We start from the raw sequence: 20623 nt of genomic DNA on the forward strand, positions 1-20623 counted from the left end.
TATAATTTTTAGACTAGAAAAAACGTGTTTCACCAATTAAAAACACGTTTCAAAAAAGTCTACTATCTGATATTTGGTTTTAGATATTCCTTGATAATCAACTCGAAGGTCATTAATAATCTTGGAAAAAAGATGTTCGGCAGCATATTTCGATCGTCCAATTTATTATTGTCGATAATTTTAAAGTTTAAATCAGATATACCAGCAATTCGATTGCCTATCTCCTTGGTAAAGGAAACGGTAAAAATATGATGTTCCTTTGCAACAACTAATTTATCAATGACTTGTTGCGTTTCTCCCGATTTCGAAATGACGACAAGTGCTCCAATATTGTCTAAATTATTTTCAAAAACCCCGATCGAATCCATTCCACTAGCCAATATCGTTTTTTTACCTAAAACCAATAACTTTTTGTATAAATATTCAGCGGCTATAGCTGAAAAGCCAGTGGCATAAAGGAAAATATAGGTTTGTTCTAACTTCATTACTCGATTTATAAATAATTCAATCGTTTCCATAGTATTGTATTCGAAAAATTCCTGTGTATTAATTTCAGGAAAATCCTCCACCACACCTGTTTGTTTTCCCTCTACTTCTTTTATTAACGGCAATAGGTGATAATACATATCTACAAATCCTGTATAGCCAAGCTTTTTGGATAAGCGAATAATCGTTGCCGGAGAAGTATAATTCACCTTCGCGATATGACGTACACCTTGTTGTAACACATGATCCATATTTTCGATAATATAGTTTAAAAGCTGAATATCTAACTCTGTTAGATTTTTTCCTTGAATTAACTTACTAATATCAATCAAATTACCCCCTCCTCCAACGTTTTAGTTATGCAAAAACATGCATGTAGTCTTCAAAATAAGGTCCGTTGATTTGGATTTAGCTTAATTTTTATAGCCGTTTTAATGCAATTGCTTTTCGCATATCCTGTAAAGCTTGTTGAGCAGATTCCCCTTTAACAAGCATGACATTCGTATACAGCGCATCTATTAAAGTCAGCTCGGCAATTCTTGAGGATAGAGCCTCGGGTCGAAATTCCGTTTCCTCAGACACTGTATACAATAAAATATCTGCGTGCTTAGTCAATGATGATTTAGCAAAGTTGGTGATGGCAATTGTCGTTACTTGCTTATCCCTTAATACATGCAATATATCAATTATATCTTTGGTTGAACCGGAGTGAGAAATAATGACCGCTACATCCTGTTCTCCTAATTGAGAGGCTGACATCAATTGCATATGCGCATCTAAATTTGCATGGACATGAATCCCACTGCGAAGGAATTTATGATACGCATCAATGGATACAATTGCCGAGCCACCAATTCCAAAGAACTCTACCCTTTCCGCTTTAATAAGCGCCTGAACTGCATCATTCAATGCCGTTTGATCGGTAATTTTCAACGTATCTTCTAACGTTTTCATATTGGAACGAAACACTTTTTCACTAACCGTTGCGATGCTATCACCAGCTTGAATTTTTTCATGGATATCTGTTACGGGTTCAACCACTTCTGCAGCGAGTGCGATTTTCAACGCTTGATAGCCTTTAAATCCTACACGTTGGCAAAAACGAAATACGGTTGATTCTGCTACTTCCAGTTCATCAGCAATCTGGTTGATGGTGTGGTGAATAATTGCTTTTGGTTGTTGCAGAATATAGTCAGCGATCTTTTTTTCTTTATCACTCAGACGGCTATAATTGCTACGGATACGGGCTAAACCGTGTTGATTAACTTGATTCATATAAAGCTCCCCTTTTTTTAATCAACCTATTAATACAGCTGCTTTGGCAGTAATACAGATGGACTAAAACAATTCAATTACATCGGCTTTCTGTAAATCATATTATACACGAAAAAAAATTCTACGATATTAATTGATTAAGAAAAAAAATTTGATATAATAGAATCGAACTAATGAAGACAGCGTTCAAAAAGCATACGAAGAAAAGAATATGAAAAATGGAGCTTCCATCCTTTTACTTGTAAACAGCTTTATACTATTTCAAACTAGAGGTGAGCAACATGAAGATTGGTATTATAGGTTTAGGAAAAATGGGTTACAATCTGGCACTAAATTTACTTGATCATCAACATAATGTAGTAGGTTTTGACACAAATGAAGAACAGGCTGCATCTATTGTACATCAAAATTATCAACCACAATCCTCTGTGGCAGATTTAGTTCAACATTTACCGGTTCCACGGATTGTATGGTTAATGGTTCCTGCCGGAGAAGTTACGGAAAAAGTCATCCAAGAGTTGGCTCCGTTGTTAGAAAAAGGGGATATCTTAATTGATGGTGGAAACTCTCATTATAAAGATACAATGAAGCGAAAGGATTTCTTAGATAGACAGGGCATCACTTTCTTTGATTGCGGCACTAGCGGAGGAACAGATGGCGCTAGAAATGGTGCTTGTACGATGATTGGCGGAGATAAAGAAACATTTAAACAGATTGAGCCTCTATTTCAAGATATCTCCACGGATAATGGATACTTATATACTGGAGAAACCGGTAGCGGACATTTCTTAAAAATGATTCACAATGGGATAGAATATGGTATGATGCAAGCGATCGCAGAAGGCTTTGACATTCTTCACAAAAGTGATTTTAATTATGATTATGAAAAAGTTGCCAACGTATTTAACCATGGTTCGGTTATTCGTTCCTGGTTAATGGAATTAGCGGAGCAAGCATTTGCTAAAGATGCGCAATTGGGGCAGATTCGTGGGATTATGCATTCTTCTGGTGAAGGAAAATGGACGGTAGAAACTGCACTCGATTATCAAGTCGCAGCACCCGTAATTGCTCTATCATTAATGATGCGTTATCGCTCTTTAGAAGAAGATACGTTTACGGGTAAAGTTGTAGCCGCACTCAGAAATGAGTTTGGCGGGCATGATGTTGTAAAAAATAACTGATGTAAGGATGATGCCACTGAAAAAGTAAATATACGAAAAGTAGTCCTATTTACCCCGCACTATGAATGAGATTTGGGAATTAAACAGACATAAAATCCCCAAAACATACTATTATATTACACTATTTTGGAAATTGATTTTTGGTGTTTTTTAGAAAAGAACTTTTTCATTGGTCTATGTAAGGATGACGCCACTTTTTCTCTATTGGCTAGCGTCAACTTGTTACTACGGGGTGACCTAGCCTTTTTATTTACCTCCTCATAATTGCCCCGTATTTTATTTCATTTTAAAATATAGGAGAGCTTTTTCTTGAAGCAGCAAGCCCGTATTTAGTTGGCCTTCCTCTTCCCGAAACGATGGTGACTTATCGGAAGGCGATTTCGTGAATTCGCCTAGTTGCTGGGCGCTGGAGCCAGACGTGGCTATTCCGTTAAGTTCGTATCCCCAAAGCAACCATTTTTTTATGCTTTCTTATTCTTATAAAAAATTCTCCTTTTCACATCGCTTATTGTCTGACCCTGCTATAAAAAGGGTATTTCCACCCATGGAGGTGAAAGAAAACTCTTACTGATAGAAAGGACACTGTATGGTTCGTTTTTTGATAGTTGTTTTAATTACGTCTGAGTCTCGTACGTTTATTTCGCTTCCGAAATAACGCCACAGGCAATACGTTCCCCTGCATTACCTGCAGGTTGTGTCTTGTAATCGTCTTTGTCAGAATGAATGACTAGAGCTGTTCCGCCATCCTTTACTAATGAATGGTCTTTCTCTGGTTGAAGTGTGACCATTTCGTTTAAAAAGTCAGCTTGTACAGTCCCATCATTAGCTACTTCTATATTTGGCAAATCGCCTGCGTGCGGACCACCTGGCGCTTTCTTTCCATGACTTCTGTTTGTTGGATTGAAATGCTCCCCTGCAGAACTAAAATCAGGTCCTTCACAAGATCCTGTTTCATGAATATGGAAACCATGCTTCCCAGGTGAAAAATTTCCCCCAGTCAGTTTAATACGAACTCCCTGCTCTTCTTCAGTTAATATTGCTGTAGCTACTTCCTGCTGCTTGCGATCTTTTAACGAAACGAAAACCTTTTTTGAAGAATTCCTTTCTATGTGCGTGGTTGTTTGCTCTACTTCCTTTGACCGTAGCTTTTCTAGTTCTGCATTTCCTCGCGATCGTTCATCCTCGGTTATATTACAGGCTGATAAAATGAACAAGCATATAGCGGTAATCATAATATAAATGGTCCGTTTATGCATCACCTTGCTCCTTTCAAATTGTTTTTTTACCAGCTTGCTCTATTCCCTGTATGTTTAAACATAGAATCTTTCCAGATTACTTTCACTCTTGTACAATAAATACATAACGACGTGTTCAAAAAGGAAGATATCAAGCGGATAGAAACGTGTGGTAAACTGATACATACACATTTACAAGATATAAACCACCCTTTTCGGTCTGAATTTTTGAACAAAATTCAAACAGGAGGCGTTACTAAATGGGACTATTTGATGGAATGATGGGAAATGCATCAGAAATGGATGCCAAAAAAGCGGAGCAAGAAGTAACTGAGCTGTTAGCTACAGCAGAGCAGGTGGAGCATGCCTATAAGCTAATCCGGGATATGATGATATTTACCAATAAGCGCTTAATTCTCCTCGACAAGCAAGGGGTAACTGGAAAGAAAATGGAATACCATTCTATTCCATACAAAAACATTACCCACTTTTCAATTGAAACTGCTGGAACATTCGATTTAGATGCAGAGCTTAAGTTATGGGTTTCTGGCAGTTCTGAACCGATTCAAAAGACATTCAACAAGCAACTAAACATTTATAAAGTACAGTCCGTCTTAGCAAATTATGTATGCAAGTAAAATCAAATATTAAAACATACTAAAGATGTTTCGTACAGAGACAAATAATTTTATCCTGTGCTTGTTAGCTTTTTGTATACGAGTTGAGGAATCACACAACGAGTTTTTTAAGTGGGAAAGCTCCAATTACACAAAGAAATTTAGCATAGGAGTATTCCCACTTACAATTGTGAAATAAAAAACTTAGGCTCCACATTCCTATTGACTACGTTTATAATTATTCTTCAACTCAACTATAAATCTCAAAAGTCATCTTTTCTACAGTGTAAAAACACGCGCCTATCAAAACCTCCTCTCTCTTCACGCTTCTTCTTACGCAAAGTTTCGACTGTTTGCAGCAATGCTCCATGCGTTTTTGCTAATGCGTGAATGACTGACTTCTAAAAGATCAGCTAATTCCTCTAGCGCTGAAGCAACATCCGTAGTCTGTAAATATTCATCCCATTCTTCTAGCATTTTTCTCTTTAATTCAACCAGGTATTCTTCCGTATGAAGTTTTGTCGTAATTGCCGTTTGCCCCTTGCTCGCAATTATTTCTGGAATTTTATCACGAACAAGTTTATGAAATTTCGGCATACTTATCCCTCCGTACTTGTGTAGAAAACTTCGCCTATCACCTTGTGACTATATGCCCCGTCATCGTTTTTATACTATAAATAGTTTTAAATAAAGACGAAAAAACGATTAAAAAATTCATATCCAAAATACACACTAAGCCCAAATAAGATAACAGATGCTAGAATGGCTGACCAGTTTATAAACGCTTGATTTAAAAACCCTCTACTGAAATGAACTACACTCATTAAAGTTATATCATGCGTAAGAATCACAAGTATTATCCCTAGTGCAACAAATACAAATTGTGTCTGTGCTTCACTGGTTAATGAAGAAACTAATAAGGGCATAAAAATCCTTAACCACAAAACTATATTTGCAGGATAGGCGACCATTAGAAATCCAGATGAAAATGGCTTAACTAATGTAGGACTGAGAGATATGACAGTAGATAAGCGCTAATTGTAATTGTATATTTTGGTTTTTCTTATTTTTTAACCTATCCAAGTTTTGAGCTTGTTTTATGGGGGATAGGATATATATTTTCATTTATTTGCTTTAGAGAGTTTAAAAGATTCAAGGAAAGCGGTTGAATTTGGCGAGCAAGACCAATATTCATATTCGACTCTCAACCATTTGGGTAAACCTGCTATGTTTTTTTATACTTTCTTATCTCTCAAAAAAAACCTTCTCACAGCTATCGATCAAACTGTAAGAAGGTGCTATGATTTGCTCTGCCATTAAGCAGCCTTTAGACTTTCTCTTTCTCTTTTAGTAAAAACACTTTTTAAATACGGAATAACCCATCTATCTAAACCAAATTTTCCAGCATTGTAACCAGCAACTAACAATAATACCGTAAGTAATACCATTTGTGCATTCGTACTAACTGTTCCACTAAACAGGAAAGCAAAATTCATCGTAATTCCCATCAACGCTGAAAAATTTGTGAATATCCCTAAGATAAGTGCGATACCAACTAGCAATTCGCCCCACATGACGAGGAAAGTGAAGATATCAGCATTTGGCAAGGCTACTTTTTCCAAGAATACTGCCCACCAGCCTTGAACTGCCGGATGTTCCCCTCCTGCACTTGCGATCGCCCCTTGTAAGTAACCCGAAGCGTCAAATTGCCCTCCGGTAATTTTGCCATAACCGGCAACAAGCCATTCGTAACCGATATAAATACGAATAAGTGCTAAAACACCTGCGGCTATACTGCTGTTACGGATAAAATTCATAATCATTTGTACCATCTCCCTTTTGATCAACACTTCACATGATATTGTATTAACTTTTTACTACATGTAAAGTATAACATAAATTTTTCAGCCTATGTCGTTATTGTTCGACATTTCACAATATGATCATATTTTAGTTCTTATGAAGTATTATTAATTGACTTTTTTTCGTCACATTTTATTAAGTGGTTTATACCATGTTTGATTCGCTCGCCAATCGTTTGGCATATTGCATGCGCACCCTTCATGTTCTGAGCGCTTCCCTATTAACTTTACTATCTTCATGCGTTTTATTAGCTAAATGAAATTGTCCTTCCATTTATAATCATTGTTAAATGAAGATTTTTGCTCACTTACTTTTGAAACTCCTTCTCTACAGTTTCCGTTCATGCTAAAGTTTCTATCTTACCTCGTTATCCCTACTTCATCAGTAAATTTTGCAGCTTACTTTCAGAAGATCCACTTGACATCCTCTCATCATCTGTACTACTGTTTATATAAATATATACAGTATAACAATTCAGTTTTTAGGAGGTTGATTATATGCAAAAATGGAAGCAAGCTTGGCAAATTGCTAAGTTCGAATTAAGTGTTTCTACAAGGAAGATCGCATTTGGTTGTTTAATTATACTTGGTTTCTTCTCTTACGCTATATCCTCTTTTCAACAATATCTCGATAATAACGTTATAGGTTATGACTTGTTTTTTATTCTTTTTTTTACTTTAGGTATCAATATTGGAAATCCAAACTATTGGCATTTAAAGCAAGCTGATGTTTATCCTCTTTTGATGACGCAATTACCATTACCAATACAACAAGAGATCGTAATTAAAAGTCGCTTTATCATTCATTTTTGTTTCTCTTTTCCAGTACAAATTGCATTTCTGATTATCTTTTATGTTGCGTCACCTATCGCTGATTTATTATCCATACCAGCTTACATTGCGTTTGCAATTATTTGGTTATCTGTCAATCTTTATATAGGGACGCTTACACCAATAAGTGAAGTATATCCAGCAAATTGGTTGTTCACAGTAGCTATGACTTTCTTTTTTCTTTTCATCTTCCTATTTATATTAACTTTGTCTAACCTTATCTTTGACCATAGTGTTGTTAAATTATCTATCATTATTGCTAAAAACTGGCCAGTAATCAGTTCCATGGTATCACTCATTATCGGCTTTGCAGCTGTAAAAGCACACCAAATATATATGAAACAGATTATGAATAAGCGGGATTACTTCTAGTAGTGGTCTTCACACGACCTCTAAGATATATTTCTAATGCCAGTAGAAAGGAGCGGATCATGTGGAATTACCTATCCACCTTTCCAAAACATCACGAGAGCCGGTTTACCATCAAATTGAAAACCAGATAAAAACACTTATTGCTAGTGGACAACTTGCTGAAGGCGATATGCTCCCGTCTATACGTGCACTTGCAAAAGACCTGGAAACAAGTGTCATTACTATTCGCCGTGCGTATCAAAACTTAGAATATCAAGGCTTTATTCAAACAACGCAAGGGAAAGGGACATTTGTTTCTGAAATAAACCATAATATGAAACAGCAAATGAAAGTTTCTGAAGTTTACCAAGCAATGGAAGCTGCCGTTGAAATCGCCTTTACATATGATTATACGTTAGCACAATTAAAGGAAATCTTTTTTGAAGTAATTAGTGAAAAAGGGAGGAAACAATAAATGAGAGCTCTGCTAACGATAACAGATTTGGAAAAACAGCTCGACCACTTATATTTAGGGCCGCTCGACTTAACGATAGCGCCTGGAACCATTACAACACTTGCAGGTGCAAATGGGGCTGGAAAAAGCACACTGTTTAAGCTAATTATGAATTTAGCTAAACGAGACAAAGGAAGTATTCAACTGTTGGATATAGAAACAAATGGCACAGATGAAAGCTGGAAACAACATATCGCGTATCAAGCACAAATGATCATTGGCTGGGAACCTTTCACTGGAAACAAATTAAAAGACTTTATTTCATCTCTGTATCCACATTGGGATGAAGCAATGTTTCAGAAAATGGTAGCTTTATTTCAAATTCCGTTAGATCAGCGTTTTGGAAAATTGTCGCAAGGGGTTCAGCAAAAACTTCATCTTGCACTTACTTTACCGAGAAATACATCCCTCTTACTGCTCGATGAACCTACTTCTTTTTTAGACATTCCGGCAAAGCAGAAGCTAATGGATTTACTTGTAGAATGGATGGAACAAGGAGACCGCGCTATCTTCATGGCGAGTCATCAATCAGCTGATATTATGAAACTTTCTGACTATATAGCCGTATTAAAGGAAGGGAAGTTGATCGGAACCTTTGAAAAAGATGCCCTTCTACATAGCCACCGGCGGTATTGGATCAAAAAACATCTGCCAGAAGAAAGTATTCCAGGGGTAATCGATCGCTTCGCCCACTGTCTGATCTCCAACGTTCCAGAGAAGACAGAAGCATTCTTACAACAAGAGCAAATTACTTGGACACAGCAGGAAGTTTTAAATTTGGAAGAACTTCTTACACTACTTATAGAAAGGAGATAAAACAACTACGACGACTTTCTTTTTTGTGTTTGCCTATGACTTTACGTCATAAGTTAAACTAGGAATAAATAATTTAGAAACAGAAAGGAGCTAACTATTTTGAGCGCAATTTTAAAGGTTGAAAACCTAAACAAAGCTTTTAAAGACAAATTAGTCATCGACAATATTTCCTTTGAAGTAAACCAAGGTGAAATTATGGCCATACTTGGACCCAATGGAGCAGGGAAATCGACTACGATTCGTAATATCATGGGTATTTTATATCCCGACGAAGGGAAGATCACCTTTTCAAATTATTCGGATAATACTATACCGCGTCATAAAATTGGCTATTTACCTGAAGAACGCGGGCTATATAAAAATGTCAACGTTATGGATATCTTGCTGTATTTAGCGGAATTAAAAGACTATCCACTGGATCGTGCTAAACAACGTGCATTACATTATTTAAAAAAATTTGATTTGGAAGGTAAAGAAAAAGTAAGTATTGATGAGCTTTCCAAAGGGATGGGGCAAAAAGTCCAATTTATTGCTTCCGTTATCCATGAGCCTGAGTTATTAATCCTTGACGAACCATTTTCTGGCTTGGATCCAGTGAGTCAGGAGTTATTTAAACAAGAAATTCGCCAGCTTGCTGATAACGGCACAGCGATCCTTCTCTCTTCTCACCAAATGAATCTTGTTGAAGAAATGGCTGATCGACTGTTTATGATTCATCGTGGCCAAAAAGTAATTTATGGCGATATGGATGCAGTAAAAACAAAATTTGCTAACTTTAAATGCACCATTCATGGAGATAATCAAATAAAAGAGCTGGAACAACTGCCAAATGTACAACGGGTAGAACAAGCAAATGGGCACCATATTATCTACTTACAAAAAGACATTCAGCCAGTTTGGTGGCTCAAGCAGCTTCCGGATCAGCTCGATGTTCGGGAACTACGTTTAGATCGTATTTCTTTACATGAAATCTTTATTGATATCGCAACGGATAAAAAGCTAATGCAGGAAGCAGGTGCATCGTATGCGTAATTCTATGAAAGTAGCTAAGTGGGAAATAAAGCGAAACCTAAAAAATAAGACATTTATCATCGGGATGGTTTTAACCCCATTATTTATTATCGGTTTTATGTTTTTAGGTGAATTATTCGGTGGGGACGATGAAGAAGCAGAAACAACCACGGTATTTATCCATGATCAGTTGAATTTATTTTCTGAAATTGCAGCAACTGTGGAATCAAACAATCTACCATGGCAAGTGCAGCAGACAGATTTAACGAAGGAAGAGGCAAAGAAAGAGATCAAAGATACCGAACATACAGCGTATTTATTTATTGACGAAGAAAGCTTAAAAGAAGGTATTATTCCTACCTATACATCTGAAGAGGTGGATTCTTCCTTTATCAATCAAGCACAAATATTAACAGCACCAATTCAAGCATGGCAAATGAAAGAACTTGGTTTGTCTGATGAGCAATTGGCAATTGTGTCTCGCGGTATTCAAGTGAAAGAAGCTGCTGACAGTCCAGCAGCTGCCGAGAAAACCGAGGAAGCAACTGAGGAATCTGCCGATGCGCCATTGGAACGAATCGTTCCTGGGGCATTTGCCGGTTTTATTATGCTATCCATCGTATTTACCGGAATGGCGATATTTCAAAGTGCATCACAAGAGAAAAAAGATAAAATTGCCGAAATAATTTTATCTTCTCTAACACCAAATGACCTGATGCAAGGAAAAATTATTGGCTATTTTGTATTGGGAATTCTACAATCATTCGTTTCTTTAGCTATTGTACTCCCCGTCTTATCATGGAGGTTAGAAATCGCGTTTTTAGATTATTTATTTGTTCCAGAATTAGCACTATATATCCTAATTGCTATTTTAGGCTATCTTATGTTTGCTTCCATTTTTGTTGGCGTTGGAGCAACCATGACAGATGTCAGTTCAGCTGGGAACTTTCAAGGTATGGTTATGATGCTCCCATTTCTACCATTCATTTTTATTGCGCCTGTTCTTAATGATCCAAATGGTTTCATGGCACAACTGGGAACGTACATTCCGTTTACATCTCCAGGAGTTCTCTTACTTAGACTTAGTAACTTAGAGGAATGGCCGTGGATTGAAATCATCATCTCACTCGTTATTTTAGTGATCAGTATTTGGATTTTCGTCAAGCTTGCTGGAAAAATATTCAAAGTAGGAATATTGATGTATGGCAAAAACGCTACCCCAGCGGAAATTTGGAAATGGATTAGAATGTAAAACCTAACATGCTATTTACCTACAAAGCGCCAGAAATTTCTTGTAAATGCTTATTAGCAAAGCAATAAGTAACCTATCTCATACACAGTGCAAGCACAAGCACCTACCTCTTTATTGAAGTAGGTGCTTACAGCTATACATATCGTACAATTTAAAACCACGACTTAAATAATCCAGCAATCATCCTGCCTATCCACCTAAACAGTAAAAAAATTAGCTCGAGAAAATCAAATAGCATATCTAAAATAGTAAACTTTTCATGGTTGGATTTATTCTTAGCCCTCTTTTTATGTTTCATACTCCCACCCTCTCCAAAATGATTATTATATCTCTTGGTTGTTTTTACGCTTACGAATAAACTTGCGAACAAAAAAGACGCAAAAACCAACAACTGCAGAAGCGGATAGTAAAAATATAATGGTACGTGCTGGATAGGCTTGAAAAGCAAACACCCATTTATCAAAAAAGTATATATCTCTTGGATCTTTCACCGAATCTGGAGTTAAGACTACTTTTTCCTGCCAATCAGGCTCCAACATGAGATAAGATCCTGCCCAATAGCTTAGAAAAAAGGTATATACAGAAATAATGAGCAATATAATAAATATCGTTACGATTTTTTTCATGACGTTCCACCTACGCCTTACTTATCTATTTAGAAATACGAAACACATTTCCAAAAAGTTTCTCTTTTTTTTGGTTCAAGTCCAAAATAAATGCAGTCGTTTTTCCGATTCCTACTTCCATTACTTCTAAACTTCTACATATAGAATACACTCTTACAAGGAAGAATTTCAAACTGATTCTGTAAGCTATGTCATGAACGTAAACAGAGGAGGAATTACAACATGAGTATAGTCGTATTTCACGGTTCGACGAGAACAAATGGTAATACAGAGTTTTTAGCACATCACGCCATTCCAAAAGAAGTTGCAACACATATTTATTTACGTGATTATAACATCCAACCTATAGTTGATAAACGCCACGCGGAGGAAGGTTTCCCAGAAATACAGGATGATCACAAATTTTTAATTGACCAGTTATTAAAGCATGAAATTGTTGTTTTTGCTACCCCCATTTATTGGTATGGCATGTCTGGACCAATGAAGACGTTTATTGATCGTTGGTCGCAAATTTTACGAGACCCTAACTATCCTCACTTTCGCCAAGCATTAAAAGAAAAAAAAGTGTATCTTATTCTTGTTGGCGGGGATCACCCTCACGTAAAAGGGCTTCCTCTCATCCAACAGTTCCAGTATATATGTCAGTTTTTTGGCATGTCTTTCGAAAACTATATTATCGGACAGTCACGTAAGCCAGGAGAGATGGCAAACAATAAGCAGGCTTTGGACGCAGCCGCTAGTTTATTCAATGAACCATTGATTTAAAAGCTTTCTAGACAATCGTACACATCGGAAAATGAATATATAGCTTACTTTTAAAGTAAATATCTAACCAGTGAAGGGTTTCATACATTCTCTAAAGATTGTTCATTCCCCAAAAGGATGATATAAAGCTCTCTTAGTCGATGGAGTATCTATGTGCTATTAGCTCCTCTTCTACTTCTTTGCAATACACGGATTATCAAACTCCTAAAATATGGACGTCTTATCACTCTACTTAATGTATGGGTAAAATTGGTATTCCCCCCATATTTTAGATTTTCGACCTTTTATAGATACCCATTTGAATATTCGTTAGCAACTGCAATTTATGCAGTTGCTTTTTTTATTTACTGGAAAAGAACGCATAACTTATTCATAGTTCTTACAGTCTGTTAGATTTACTTTTATCTAGTCCGAATGAACTGTTTTTTTTTAACTAGTTTAAAAATCTCTCTAATGGTTAATGCTTTTTAATAAGATTTCTTGCAGGAAAAACTTTATATAAGTAATAACTATACCGATAAAGAAGTAAACCATTATACTCATTCACCTTAATGTGAATGATACATTGTTCAATTCTTTTTATGATAACCATAGATAGGTATTTGTGCTTATCTTTTTTCTAGTTTATAGTGATTACGAAAGAAAAAAAGATAAAAAACCATTTTAACCTTAATCTATAATTCTCTTCATAAGAGTAGGACGCTATTGCTATTTAGCCTGTCGTAACGGTGCATCTAGTAAGATAGCATTACACTAAAGCTAGCTTTAATCTCGTATTCTATCAACCGCCCCCAAAAGTGGCGGGGATGGAACGAATTCACTATAAAGTCAATCTTTAATTAGTGGTGGTTTTCATTTCATCCTCCACTGATTGTTAGATGAACGAATGGGGTATATAGATGCTGTTATCTCCCACTTAGACTTGTTCCTGTACAGATTATCCTACTCCTGAAGTGGGTATTATACAGCTCCTATATACGGGATAAAGCAAATATTTTAAGGAGGCCATGCTTATTTTGAAAAACGTACATCTTACATTAACATCTTTAGCCATTATGCTAATTTCTCTGTTCTTGCTGCCTCATAGCAGTTATGCAGCTAATGGAGACGTATATGACGTAGGACAAGCCGTATTAAATGTGCGGAGCGGACCGTCATTAGACTCCGAAATTGTAGGGCAATTACAAGTGGGAGACCAATTGATCGAATTCAATGAGCAATATGGTTGGGTCCAAACTTATTTTGCAGGTAAAGAAGCATGGGTGGCTAAGCATCACTTAGTTCCTGCAACACAAAATAAACCTGTACAAGTACAGGTAAAAAAATCCTCCTACGAGGAAACTAAAACACCTCCGGCACAACCACATCCGAATACGCAAGCAAATCACAATGGTTCCCTTTATGGGTACAATATTATGTTAGACCCTGGACACGGTGGTTACGATCCCGGTTCAATTGGAATTAGCGGCATTCAAGAAAAGTTCTTAACGCTTGAAACTTCGAAACAGATCGCTGAAAACTTACGATCGGCAGGCGCTAACGTATTATTGACGAGATCAAGCGATGAATATGTTTCATTACATGATCGTGTGGAAATGAGTCAGGCATATTCTACTCATGCATTTATCAGTGTACATTATAATGCGCATCCAAGTTCTGCTGCACACGGTATAAACACCTTCTACTATTCTACAAGTGACCAGAAGTTAGCAGAGAGCGTTCATCAAAGCCTTACCTCTTCCATTCCCATACGTGATCGCGGTATGGCACCAAACAACTATTATGTTCTAAGAAATAACACTGCTCCATCGATATTATTAGAGCTTGGATTTATTACTAATTATTCCGATTTCGCAAATATTCGTTCCAATCCGTTTCAACATCAGGTAGCGAGTGGAATTACCAATGGTTTAAAAGCCTATTTTTCAAATTAAATAGACATTATAACAACGAGAAGCTACCTTTGATGTAAAAGGTAGCTTCTGTTTAGGATTTAAAATAAATCACTTCATTCAAGCTTCCAATCTTTCTTAAAAACATATTGTTCACCAGCTTGACCTTGAATTCTTCTTCCTGTGTCCTCAAACCCAGCGGCTAGATATACTTTTTGTGCTAGTTTATTATTATAATTCACCCCCAAAACCACTTTTCTTATATCTGGAAAATAACGATTCACAAAAACAGGTAATTCATTCATCGATTGTTTAGCAAAGCCTTGTCTTTGATATGGATATTGAATGGAGTACGCACGTAGTAGCAACGCATCTTCAACATAAGTGTAAGGCCTAATATCCCCCCACTGCAATATAAAGAAACCGACAATGTCTTTACCCTTACATATCCCGACAGGTTTACAATTACTAGATAGAATAGCTGACAGGCATCTTTCTAAAGGATGAGCAGTAAAAACTAATTGTTCATCTGTTAAATGATACGAGGCCAGCGATTTTAGATGCTCTGCTTGCAGAAATAGTAGATCTACCATCACTTTAGTTCACTTTCTGTCTATTTTTAGTTGCATAAACCATACTTAAGATGGGATTAAAGGTATGTGTTGTTACCTGATAGTTATGCGACCGCAGCCACTCGACTAGTAAAGAACGATTTGCATAAAATTCATCCTCTATTGCATAAATAGCTTCATTATTTCCGCTTTCTTCAAAGTGTTGTAGCGCCTCTTTCCGCTGTGCATCATTTTGAAACATTAAGTCGACGAGACAGATCGCCCCTGTCGGACGTAGCACTCGATCCATTTCAGCTAACGCAAGTAGTTTTTGTTCATCTGTAATATGATGTAATGCATAACTAGAAACAATTCCATCAATTTGATGATCTAAAATAGGTAAAGCTAAAAAATGACCTTTACGAACATCAATTTCTGGGTGCTTTCGCTTACACGCTTGCAACATTTTCTCCGATTGATCTACACCAATAACATGAACTGCTTTTGCTAAAAATTTAGCGCCTAAATTTCCAGTGCCAATACCAATATCTAAACACGTTTGGCCTGCTTCTAGAGGCATTGTATCAACTACTTTCTCCAAGGCTATGTCATAGTCTTGGTGGACATTAAAGCGAAAACCATGCAGTTTTAGACTTTGATCATAATCCGCTGCTTGTAGGTCAAAATTCCACCTGTCACGCCAAGACTTTCGTAGCGATTTTAACCTTTTTAAGTGTTGTGAAATAGCAATTAAATCGCTATTAGAAATAGATGATTCCATACCTTGTTCTAACAAACCGTCCATGGTATGAATCATATCTTTCATTTCCAACCACTTCTCAAATAGCATAGCACGTTGTAAATTCAAATAATCATGAATACGACATGGCTTTTCATCATCAAGTAACTGCTTTATTTCTTTAATACCTACACCAAATTCGCGTAATGCTAATATTGTACTGATCCTTACTACTTCTTCATCTGTAAACGTCCGATATTGGTTGTCTTGTTTAGTGGGTGATATTAGCCCTTTTTCTTCATAAAAACGGATGGATCTTGTTGTTGTGTTTAGCCGTTTGGCAACTTCTTGAATATACAGTTTATTCGCCTCCTTATCCTTATCATAAACGTTAACCTTACGTTAATGTAAAGGCTCTTTATTTTAAGTAAAATAAATGGTCATAAAATGAAGCTTCAGACAGTAGAACTTTTTCACCTTCCAGGGATGGTTAACTCTACGTTATGACTTAAAGATCTTGAACGAATCGTGAAGGCGCCTTCCGATGGCTCCTACTGCGCCTTTTTCTCGTACCTCCCCCTTTGGTGGAAGTGTCTTTACGCATCTTTCTAGTAACAAAATGCGGAAAATAATGAGAATGGATGCGAGTGTCTACATTATTCAAGCAGATCAGAGTTTCCAATCATGTAAATTGAACGAGATCTTTATCAGCTGGATATATGGGTGACATAGACAAATATCGCATTTTGCATCTCAAACGATGCCCCTGCCCGGAGTAAGTATTGTAATTTTAGCGCCTTGTAAAAGTCGATTATATGACGGACGTAAAAAAGCAGACAGTTAAGAGATGGATCTATCTCTTAATCTGCCTGCTAGCTTTTGAACTAGTTACTTGTAAAAGGCCGTCTTGTACTTATAAATCATCAAAACCGTTCAAATCACTTGTTTTCGTATATTGTCTAGATTTCTGTTCAAAGAAATCTGTTTTCGTGCCATCAAAATTATCGACATATGCACGAATCCACTTCATCGGATTTTCGGTATAGTCTGGATATACATCATGGAGACCCATCATCCGTAACATCTTATTCGCACGATACTTAATATATCCAGCCATTTCATCCAAATCAATACCTTCTACATTGCCAAGAACATAATTCGACCACTCGATTTCCAATTCGACGGACTGCTTAAAATGGTCATACACCCATTGGATAAACGTTCCATTATTATACTCTGGATTTTCTGCTAGTGTAGCACGAAATAGTTCTGATATAAAACGCCCATGCTCCAGTTCATCGCGGTTAATATAACTAATCATCGTGGATGTACCGACCATTTTATTATAACGCGCCAAGTTATAGAAAAACGCAAAACCAGAATAGAAGAACATTCCTTCTAATAAAGCTGTGTACACTAACGTCTTTAAAATATTTTCGATCGTAGGCTCTTCTACAAAGGTATTATACTGCTTTGTTAAATTCTCATTTCGTTTGAGCAACACAGAATCTGTACGTCCTAGCTGAAAAGACTTATTCTGTTCATCTAATGAGACAACGGAAGATAATACGTAGGAATAGCTTTCATTATGCACCGCTTCTTGTTGTGCGATTACAGCCATAATAGATTGCACAGATGGGTCGGTTGCATACAAAGAAATGAGTAAAGCTGTTCGGGTTTGTGGTGCGTCTAATGTGGATAGCAAGCCAATGATTTTTAAATATGCGTCCTGTTCCTCTTCTGTAAGTGTTGGGAACTGTTTAATATCACTTTGCATATTCACTTCATCTGCTTGCCAGTAATTACCCACTAACCGTTTATACATTTTATACCAGTGTGGATAAGCAATATCATTCCAATTTAAAATACCACTGGATTCCCCTCCAAACACCCCTGTTGACTTATTTGGATTTAACGGTTCTAGTGTCTTTGCTTTTTCCAGTATTACTTTTGCCATGATATAATACTCCTTCCACCCAGTTCTTTATATATTGCTCTTGTTTTCCTCTCGGCGACTGTTCAATTTTTAATCCAGACCAAGGACTATGATAAAATTTGACCAACTTATCTACAGCGCGGCAAAATAAGTCATCGCCGCCAAATTGTGTATCACCTGTACCAAATACAGCGACATTTTCCGGTTTATACCCAACCTCAAGAATAAAATCCTTCACTTCTTCAGGTGTACTTCCCATATCCCACGTAAAGGTGCCAAGGAAGATGATATCATAGGAGGAAGGATCAACTGGCGGATCAATCCCAATGCGATGAACCGCCGTTTCCACTCCATTTGCATGTAATTCATCTTGAATAATCGTTGCTACTTCTTGGGTATTGCCACTATACGTCAAATAAGCGATCAGTACTCTCAACTTTGACACCATTCGCATTCTTCCACTTCATTGGAAGTAGAACGGACATAATAGGTCGTTTTTAACCCTTCTCTCCACGCTTGCAAATGCAAATCAAGCAAAATAGAAGCCCGAATTGTATTTGGTACATAGAAGTTAAAGGAAAGGCTTTGATCAATATGTCGCTGTCTAGCAGCATTTTGCTTGACCGACCAGCGCTGATCCACAATATAGGCAGAACGACGATATACATCGTATGTCTTGTGCGTTAAGTCTGGTGCTGTTACTGGAATTTTAAAGTCTTTCTTTTCTTCATAATAGAACGGTTTAAAGATTGGATCGATACTAGCTGTAGAGCCGGCAATCATTGCAGTGGTTGAGTTTGGTGCAACAGCCATTAAATAACCATTGCGGATACCATTCTGTTTTACATCATCTTTTAATGCAAGCCATTCTGTTTTGTCGTAACCCTTTTGGTCAAAGTATTCCCCTGAACTCCATTTACTTCCTGAAAACGCAGGGTAACTTCCTTTTTCTTTGCTTAGCTCCATGCTTGCTTGGATGGTCAGAAACGCAATTCGCTCATACAATTCATCAGCATAGTTCACCGCTTCTTCTGTTTCCCATTTCATATTGTTTTGCGCAAGAAGATGGTGCCATCCGAATGTTCCAAGCCCAATGGCTCGATATTTTTTATTCGTTAATTGAGCCTGCATTATTGGTAATGTGTTAATATCAATCACATTGTCTAACATACGCACTTGAATTTTTATTAACCGATCTAGAACTTCATCTGGGACAGCTTTTCCAAGATTAATCGAGCTTAAATTACAGACGACATAGTCACCAGATTTATATTTTTTCACGATCGTATTTTCATTTTCCAAAAATTCCTCCACAAACTCAGAAGGAGATTGGTTTTGGGTGATTTCTGTACAAAGGTTGGAGCAATAGATCATCCCTTTGTGGCTATTGCTATTTTGACGATTCACCTCATCACGATAGAACATAAATGGTGTTCCTGATTCTAGTTGTGATTTCATAATTCGTTTCATGATATCGATAGCTGGTATTTTTCGTTTTGATAATTCCTCTGAGTTCACGCATTCCTCATATTTTTCCCGCCAAGTTCCATTCTCTTTTGTCTCATCGTAAAAATCTTCTAATGAATATCCCATGACTTGTCTCACTTCATGAGGATCGAATAAATACCAATCACCACGTTTTTCCACTTGTTCCATAAATAGGTCTGGCAACGTTACACCGGTAAAAATATCATGTGCGCGCATTCGCTCATCGCCATTATTCAGCTTCAAGTCAAGGAATGCCTCGATATCACGGTGCCAAACATCTAAATAAACAGCAATAGCACCTTTTCTCGTTCCTAACTGATCGACGTTTACTGCTGTATTGTTCAGCTGTTTAATCCAAGGAACAACTCCACTGGACATTCCTTTAAATCCTTTAATGGAGCTTCCACGGCTGCGGATTTTCCCCATATATACGCCAATACCGCCACCATTTTTAGACAATTTAGCAATATCGGTATTGCTATCATAAATAGACTGTAAGCTATCATCAACAGTATCAATAAAACAGCTGGAAAGTTGACCGTGTGTTTTCCCGGCATTAGCCAATGTTGGTGTCGCTACCGTCATGTATAAATTACTTAATGCCCAGTACGCTTCTAGCACATGCTCTGTCCGACTGGCTTTATCTTCATGTTGCATAAGCGTCATAGCAATAATCATCCAGCGCTCTTGCGGTAGTTCAAACACATTTTTATCATGATCTGTTGCCAAATAGCGGGTTGTTAATGTATGTAACCCTAAATAGGTAAAATACAAGTCTCTCGCTGGGTCAATCTGATTGGCAAAATGATCAATTTCAGCTTTCGAATACTTTTCTAAAAGAGTCGTTCTATAAATATTCTCTTCCGTGAGCATTGTAATTAATTGATAAAAATCACCATATTCACCCGTATTGTATTGACGATTTTGACGTGCTTGGTGGTAAAGCTGCTGTAAATAAATTCGGCTGGCTACATACGTCCAATCAGGCGCAGATTCATCCATATTCTCCAAAGCATTTTGCACAAGTATATCCAATGCTTTGTCTATCGGTGTATCCTCTTGAATCGTTTTGAAAGCCTTGTCCTTATATGCTTCTGTTTCAACAGCTAACCCCTGTTGCGCACGATCGATAATTTCTACAAGTTTATCTCTTGTAGTTGCGATGTCGATGATCATTCATAATCCTCCCTTTATA

At 37.0% G+C, this 20623-nt stretch carries 20 protein-coding genes and 1 pseudogene; 9 read left to right on the forward strand and 12 right to left on the reverse strand.

The genetic code is table 11. The features are described 5' to 3' along the window. Positions 1–62: 62 nt before the first annotated feature. Both D1839_RS12310 and D1839_RS12315 read right to left on the reverse strand, forming a co-directional pair. Positions 63–818, reverse strand: a complete 756-nt coding sequence (locus D1839_RS12310; RefSeq protein ID WP_120380257.1) for a MurR/RpiR family transcriptional regulator — start codon at positions 816–818, stop codon at positions 63–65. A gap of 88 nt (positions 819–906) precedes the next feature. Continuing rightward, a complete protein-coding gene (locus D1839_RS12315; RefSeq protein ID WP_120380258.1) occupies positions 907–1761 on the reverse strand; it encodes a MurR/RpiR family transcriptional regulator in 855 nt (284 codons plus the stop codon). Between the two features lie 272 nt (positions 1762–2033). Here D1839_RS12315 and gnd point away from each other — a divergent pair, with 272 nt between their 5' ends. Next, the gene (gene gnd, locus D1839_RS12320; RefSeq protein ID WP_286164796.1) at positions 2034–2942 is read left to right on the forward strand and encodes a phosphogluconate dehydrogenase (NAD(+)-dependent, decarboxylating); all 909 of its coding nucleotides are present in this window, start codon (positions 2034–2036) and stop codon (positions 2940–2942) included. A 635-nt stretch (positions 2943–3577) separates the two neighbouring features. Here the strand turns inward: gnd and D1839_RS12325 are convergent. Next, the gene (locus D1839_RS12325; protein ID WP_120380260.1) at positions 3578–4198 is read right to left on the reverse strand and encodes a superoxide dismutase family protein; all 621 of its coding nucleotides are present in this window, start codon (positions 4196–4198) and stop codon (positions 3578–3580) included. A 239-nt stretch (positions 4199–4437) separates the two neighbouring features. Between D1839_RS12325 and D1839_RS12330 the strand changes: the two genes are divergently transcribed. Further along, complete coding sequence (locus D1839_RS12330) at positions 4438–4815, forward strand: PH domain-containing protein (RefSeq protein ID WP_120380261.1); 378 nt, start codon at positions 4438–4440, stop codon at positions 4813–4815. Positions 4816–5127: 312 nt separating this feature from the next. Here D1839_RS12330 and D1839_RS12335 read toward each other — a convergent pair whose 3' ends face one another. Next, on the reverse strand, positions 5128–5391 hold the full coding sequence (locus D1839_RS12335) for a nucleoside triphosphate pyrophosphohydrolase (RefSeq protein WP_286164797.1): 264 nt from the start codon (positions 5389–5391) through the stop codon (positions 5128–5130). A 719-nt stretch (positions 5392–6110) separates the two neighbouring features. After that, positions 6111–6617, reverse strand: coding sequence for a DoxX family protein (locus tag D1839_RS12340; RefSeq protein WP_120380263.1), 507 nt, complete (start codon positions 6615–6617; stop codon positions 6111–6113). 537 nt (positions 6618–7154) lie between these two features. Here D1839_RS12340 and D1839_RS12345 point away from each other — a divergent pair. The 5 genes from D1839_RS12345 (at position 7155) to D1839_RS12365 (ending at position 11431) form a co-directional block, all read left to right on the forward strand. Further along, positions 7155–7859 (forward strand): hypothetical protein, encoded by a 705-nt coding sequence (locus D1839_RS12345; protein ID WP_120380264.1) that lies wholly within the window; start codon positions 7155–7157, stop codon positions 7857–7859. Positions 7860–7920: 61 nt separating this feature from the next. Next, positions 7921–8313 carry a GntR family transcriptional regulator gene (locus D1839_RS12350; RefSeq protein ID WP_120380265.1) on the forward strand — a complete coding sequence of 131 codons (393 nt, stop codon included), beginning with the start codon at positions 7921–7923 and terminating at the stop codon, positions 8311–8313. Further along, complete coding sequence (locus tag D1839_RS12355) at positions 8314–9168, forward strand: ATP-binding cassette domain-containing protein (protein ID WP_120380266.1); 855 nt, start codon at positions 8314–8316, stop codon at positions 9166–9168. Between the two features lie 99 nt (positions 9169–9267). Then, positions 9268–10200, forward strand: a complete 933-nt coding sequence (locus D1839_RS12360) for an ABC transporter ATP-binding protein (protein WP_120380267.1) — start codon at positions 9268–9270, stop codon at positions 10198–10200. After that, complete coding sequence (locus D1839_RS12365; protein WP_120380268.1) at positions 10193–11431, forward strand: ABC transporter permease; 1239 nt, start codon at positions 10193–10195, stop codon at positions 11429–11431. The genes D1839_RS12360 and D1839_RS12365 overlap by 8 nt, the downstream gene beginning before the upstream one ends. Before the next feature lie 323 nt (positions 11432–11754). Here the strand turns inward: D1839_RS12365 and D1839_RS12370 are convergent, their stop codons facing one another. After that, positions 11755–12057, reverse strand: a complete 303-nt coding sequence (locus tag D1839_RS12370) for a DUF4306 domain-containing protein (protein WP_120380269.1) — start codon at positions 12055–12057, stop codon at positions 11755–11757. A 222-nt stretch (positions 12058–12279) separates the two neighbouring features. Between D1839_RS12370 and D1839_RS12375 the strand changes: the two genes are divergently transcribed. After that, positions 12280–12822: a flavodoxin family protein gene (locus D1839_RS12375; RefSeq protein ID WP_120380270.1), complete on the forward strand. Its 543-nt coding sequence runs from the start codon at positions 12280–12282 to the stop codon at positions 12820–12822. Positions 12823–13838: 1016 nt separating this feature from the next. After that, complete coding sequence (locus D1839_RS12380; RefSeq protein ID WP_158589655.1) at positions 13839–14756, forward strand: N-acetylmuramoyl-L-alanine amidase; 918 nt, start codon at positions 13839–13841, stop codon at positions 14754–14756. Between the two features lie 74 nt (positions 14757–14830). Here the strand turns inward: D1839_RS12380 and D1839_RS12385 are convergent, their stop codons facing one another. The 6 genes and pseudogenes from D1839_RS12385 to D1839_RS12410 all read right to left on the reverse strand — a co-directional run bounded on the left by D1839_RS12385 (position 14831) and on the right by D1839_RS12410 (position 20604). After that, positions 14831–15310, reverse strand: a complete 480-nt coding sequence (locus D1839_RS12385; protein ID WP_120380272.1) for a GNAT family N-acetyltransferase — start codon at positions 15308–15310, stop codon at positions 14831–14833. Position 15311: 1 nt separating this feature from the next. Further along, complete coding sequence (locus D1839_RS12390) at positions 15312–16091, reverse strand: class I SAM-dependent methyltransferase (RefSeq protein WP_158589656.1); 780 nt, start codon at positions 16089–16091, stop codon at positions 15312–15314. Between the two features lie 81 nt (positions 16092–16172). Next, positions 16173–16364 (reverse strand): annotated as a pseudogene (locus tag D1839_RS21330) (MerR family transcriptional regulator); the annotation flags it as partial. A gap of 553 nt (positions 16365–16917) precedes the next feature. Continuing rightward, complete coding sequence (locus D1839_RS12400) at positions 16918–17961, reverse strand: ribonucleotide-diphosphate reductase subunit beta (protein ID WP_120380274.1); 1044 nt, start codon at positions 17959–17961, stop codon at positions 16918–16920. Beyond that, positions 17906–18388, reverse strand: a complete 483-nt coding sequence (locus D1839_RS12405) for a flavodoxin (RefSeq protein WP_120380275.1) — start codon at positions 18386–18388, stop codon at positions 17906–17908. The genes D1839_RS12400 and D1839_RS12405 overlap by 56 nt, the downstream gene beginning before the upstream one ends. After that, a complete protein-coding gene (locus D1839_RS12410; RefSeq protein ID WP_120380276.1) occupies positions 18373–20604 on the reverse strand; it encodes a ribonucleoside-diphosphate reductase subunit alpha in 2232 nt (743 codons plus the stop codon). Before D1839_RS12410 ends, D1839_RS12405 begins: the two co-directional genes overlap by 16 nt. Positions 20605–20623 lie beyond the last annotated feature (19 nt).

The sequence above is a fragment of the Roseburia sp. 1XD42-34 genome (genome assembly GCF_009917385.1).
Taxonomy (GTDB): domain Bacteria; phylum Bacillota; class Bacilli; order Bacillales; family Amphibacillaceae; genus Virgibacillus.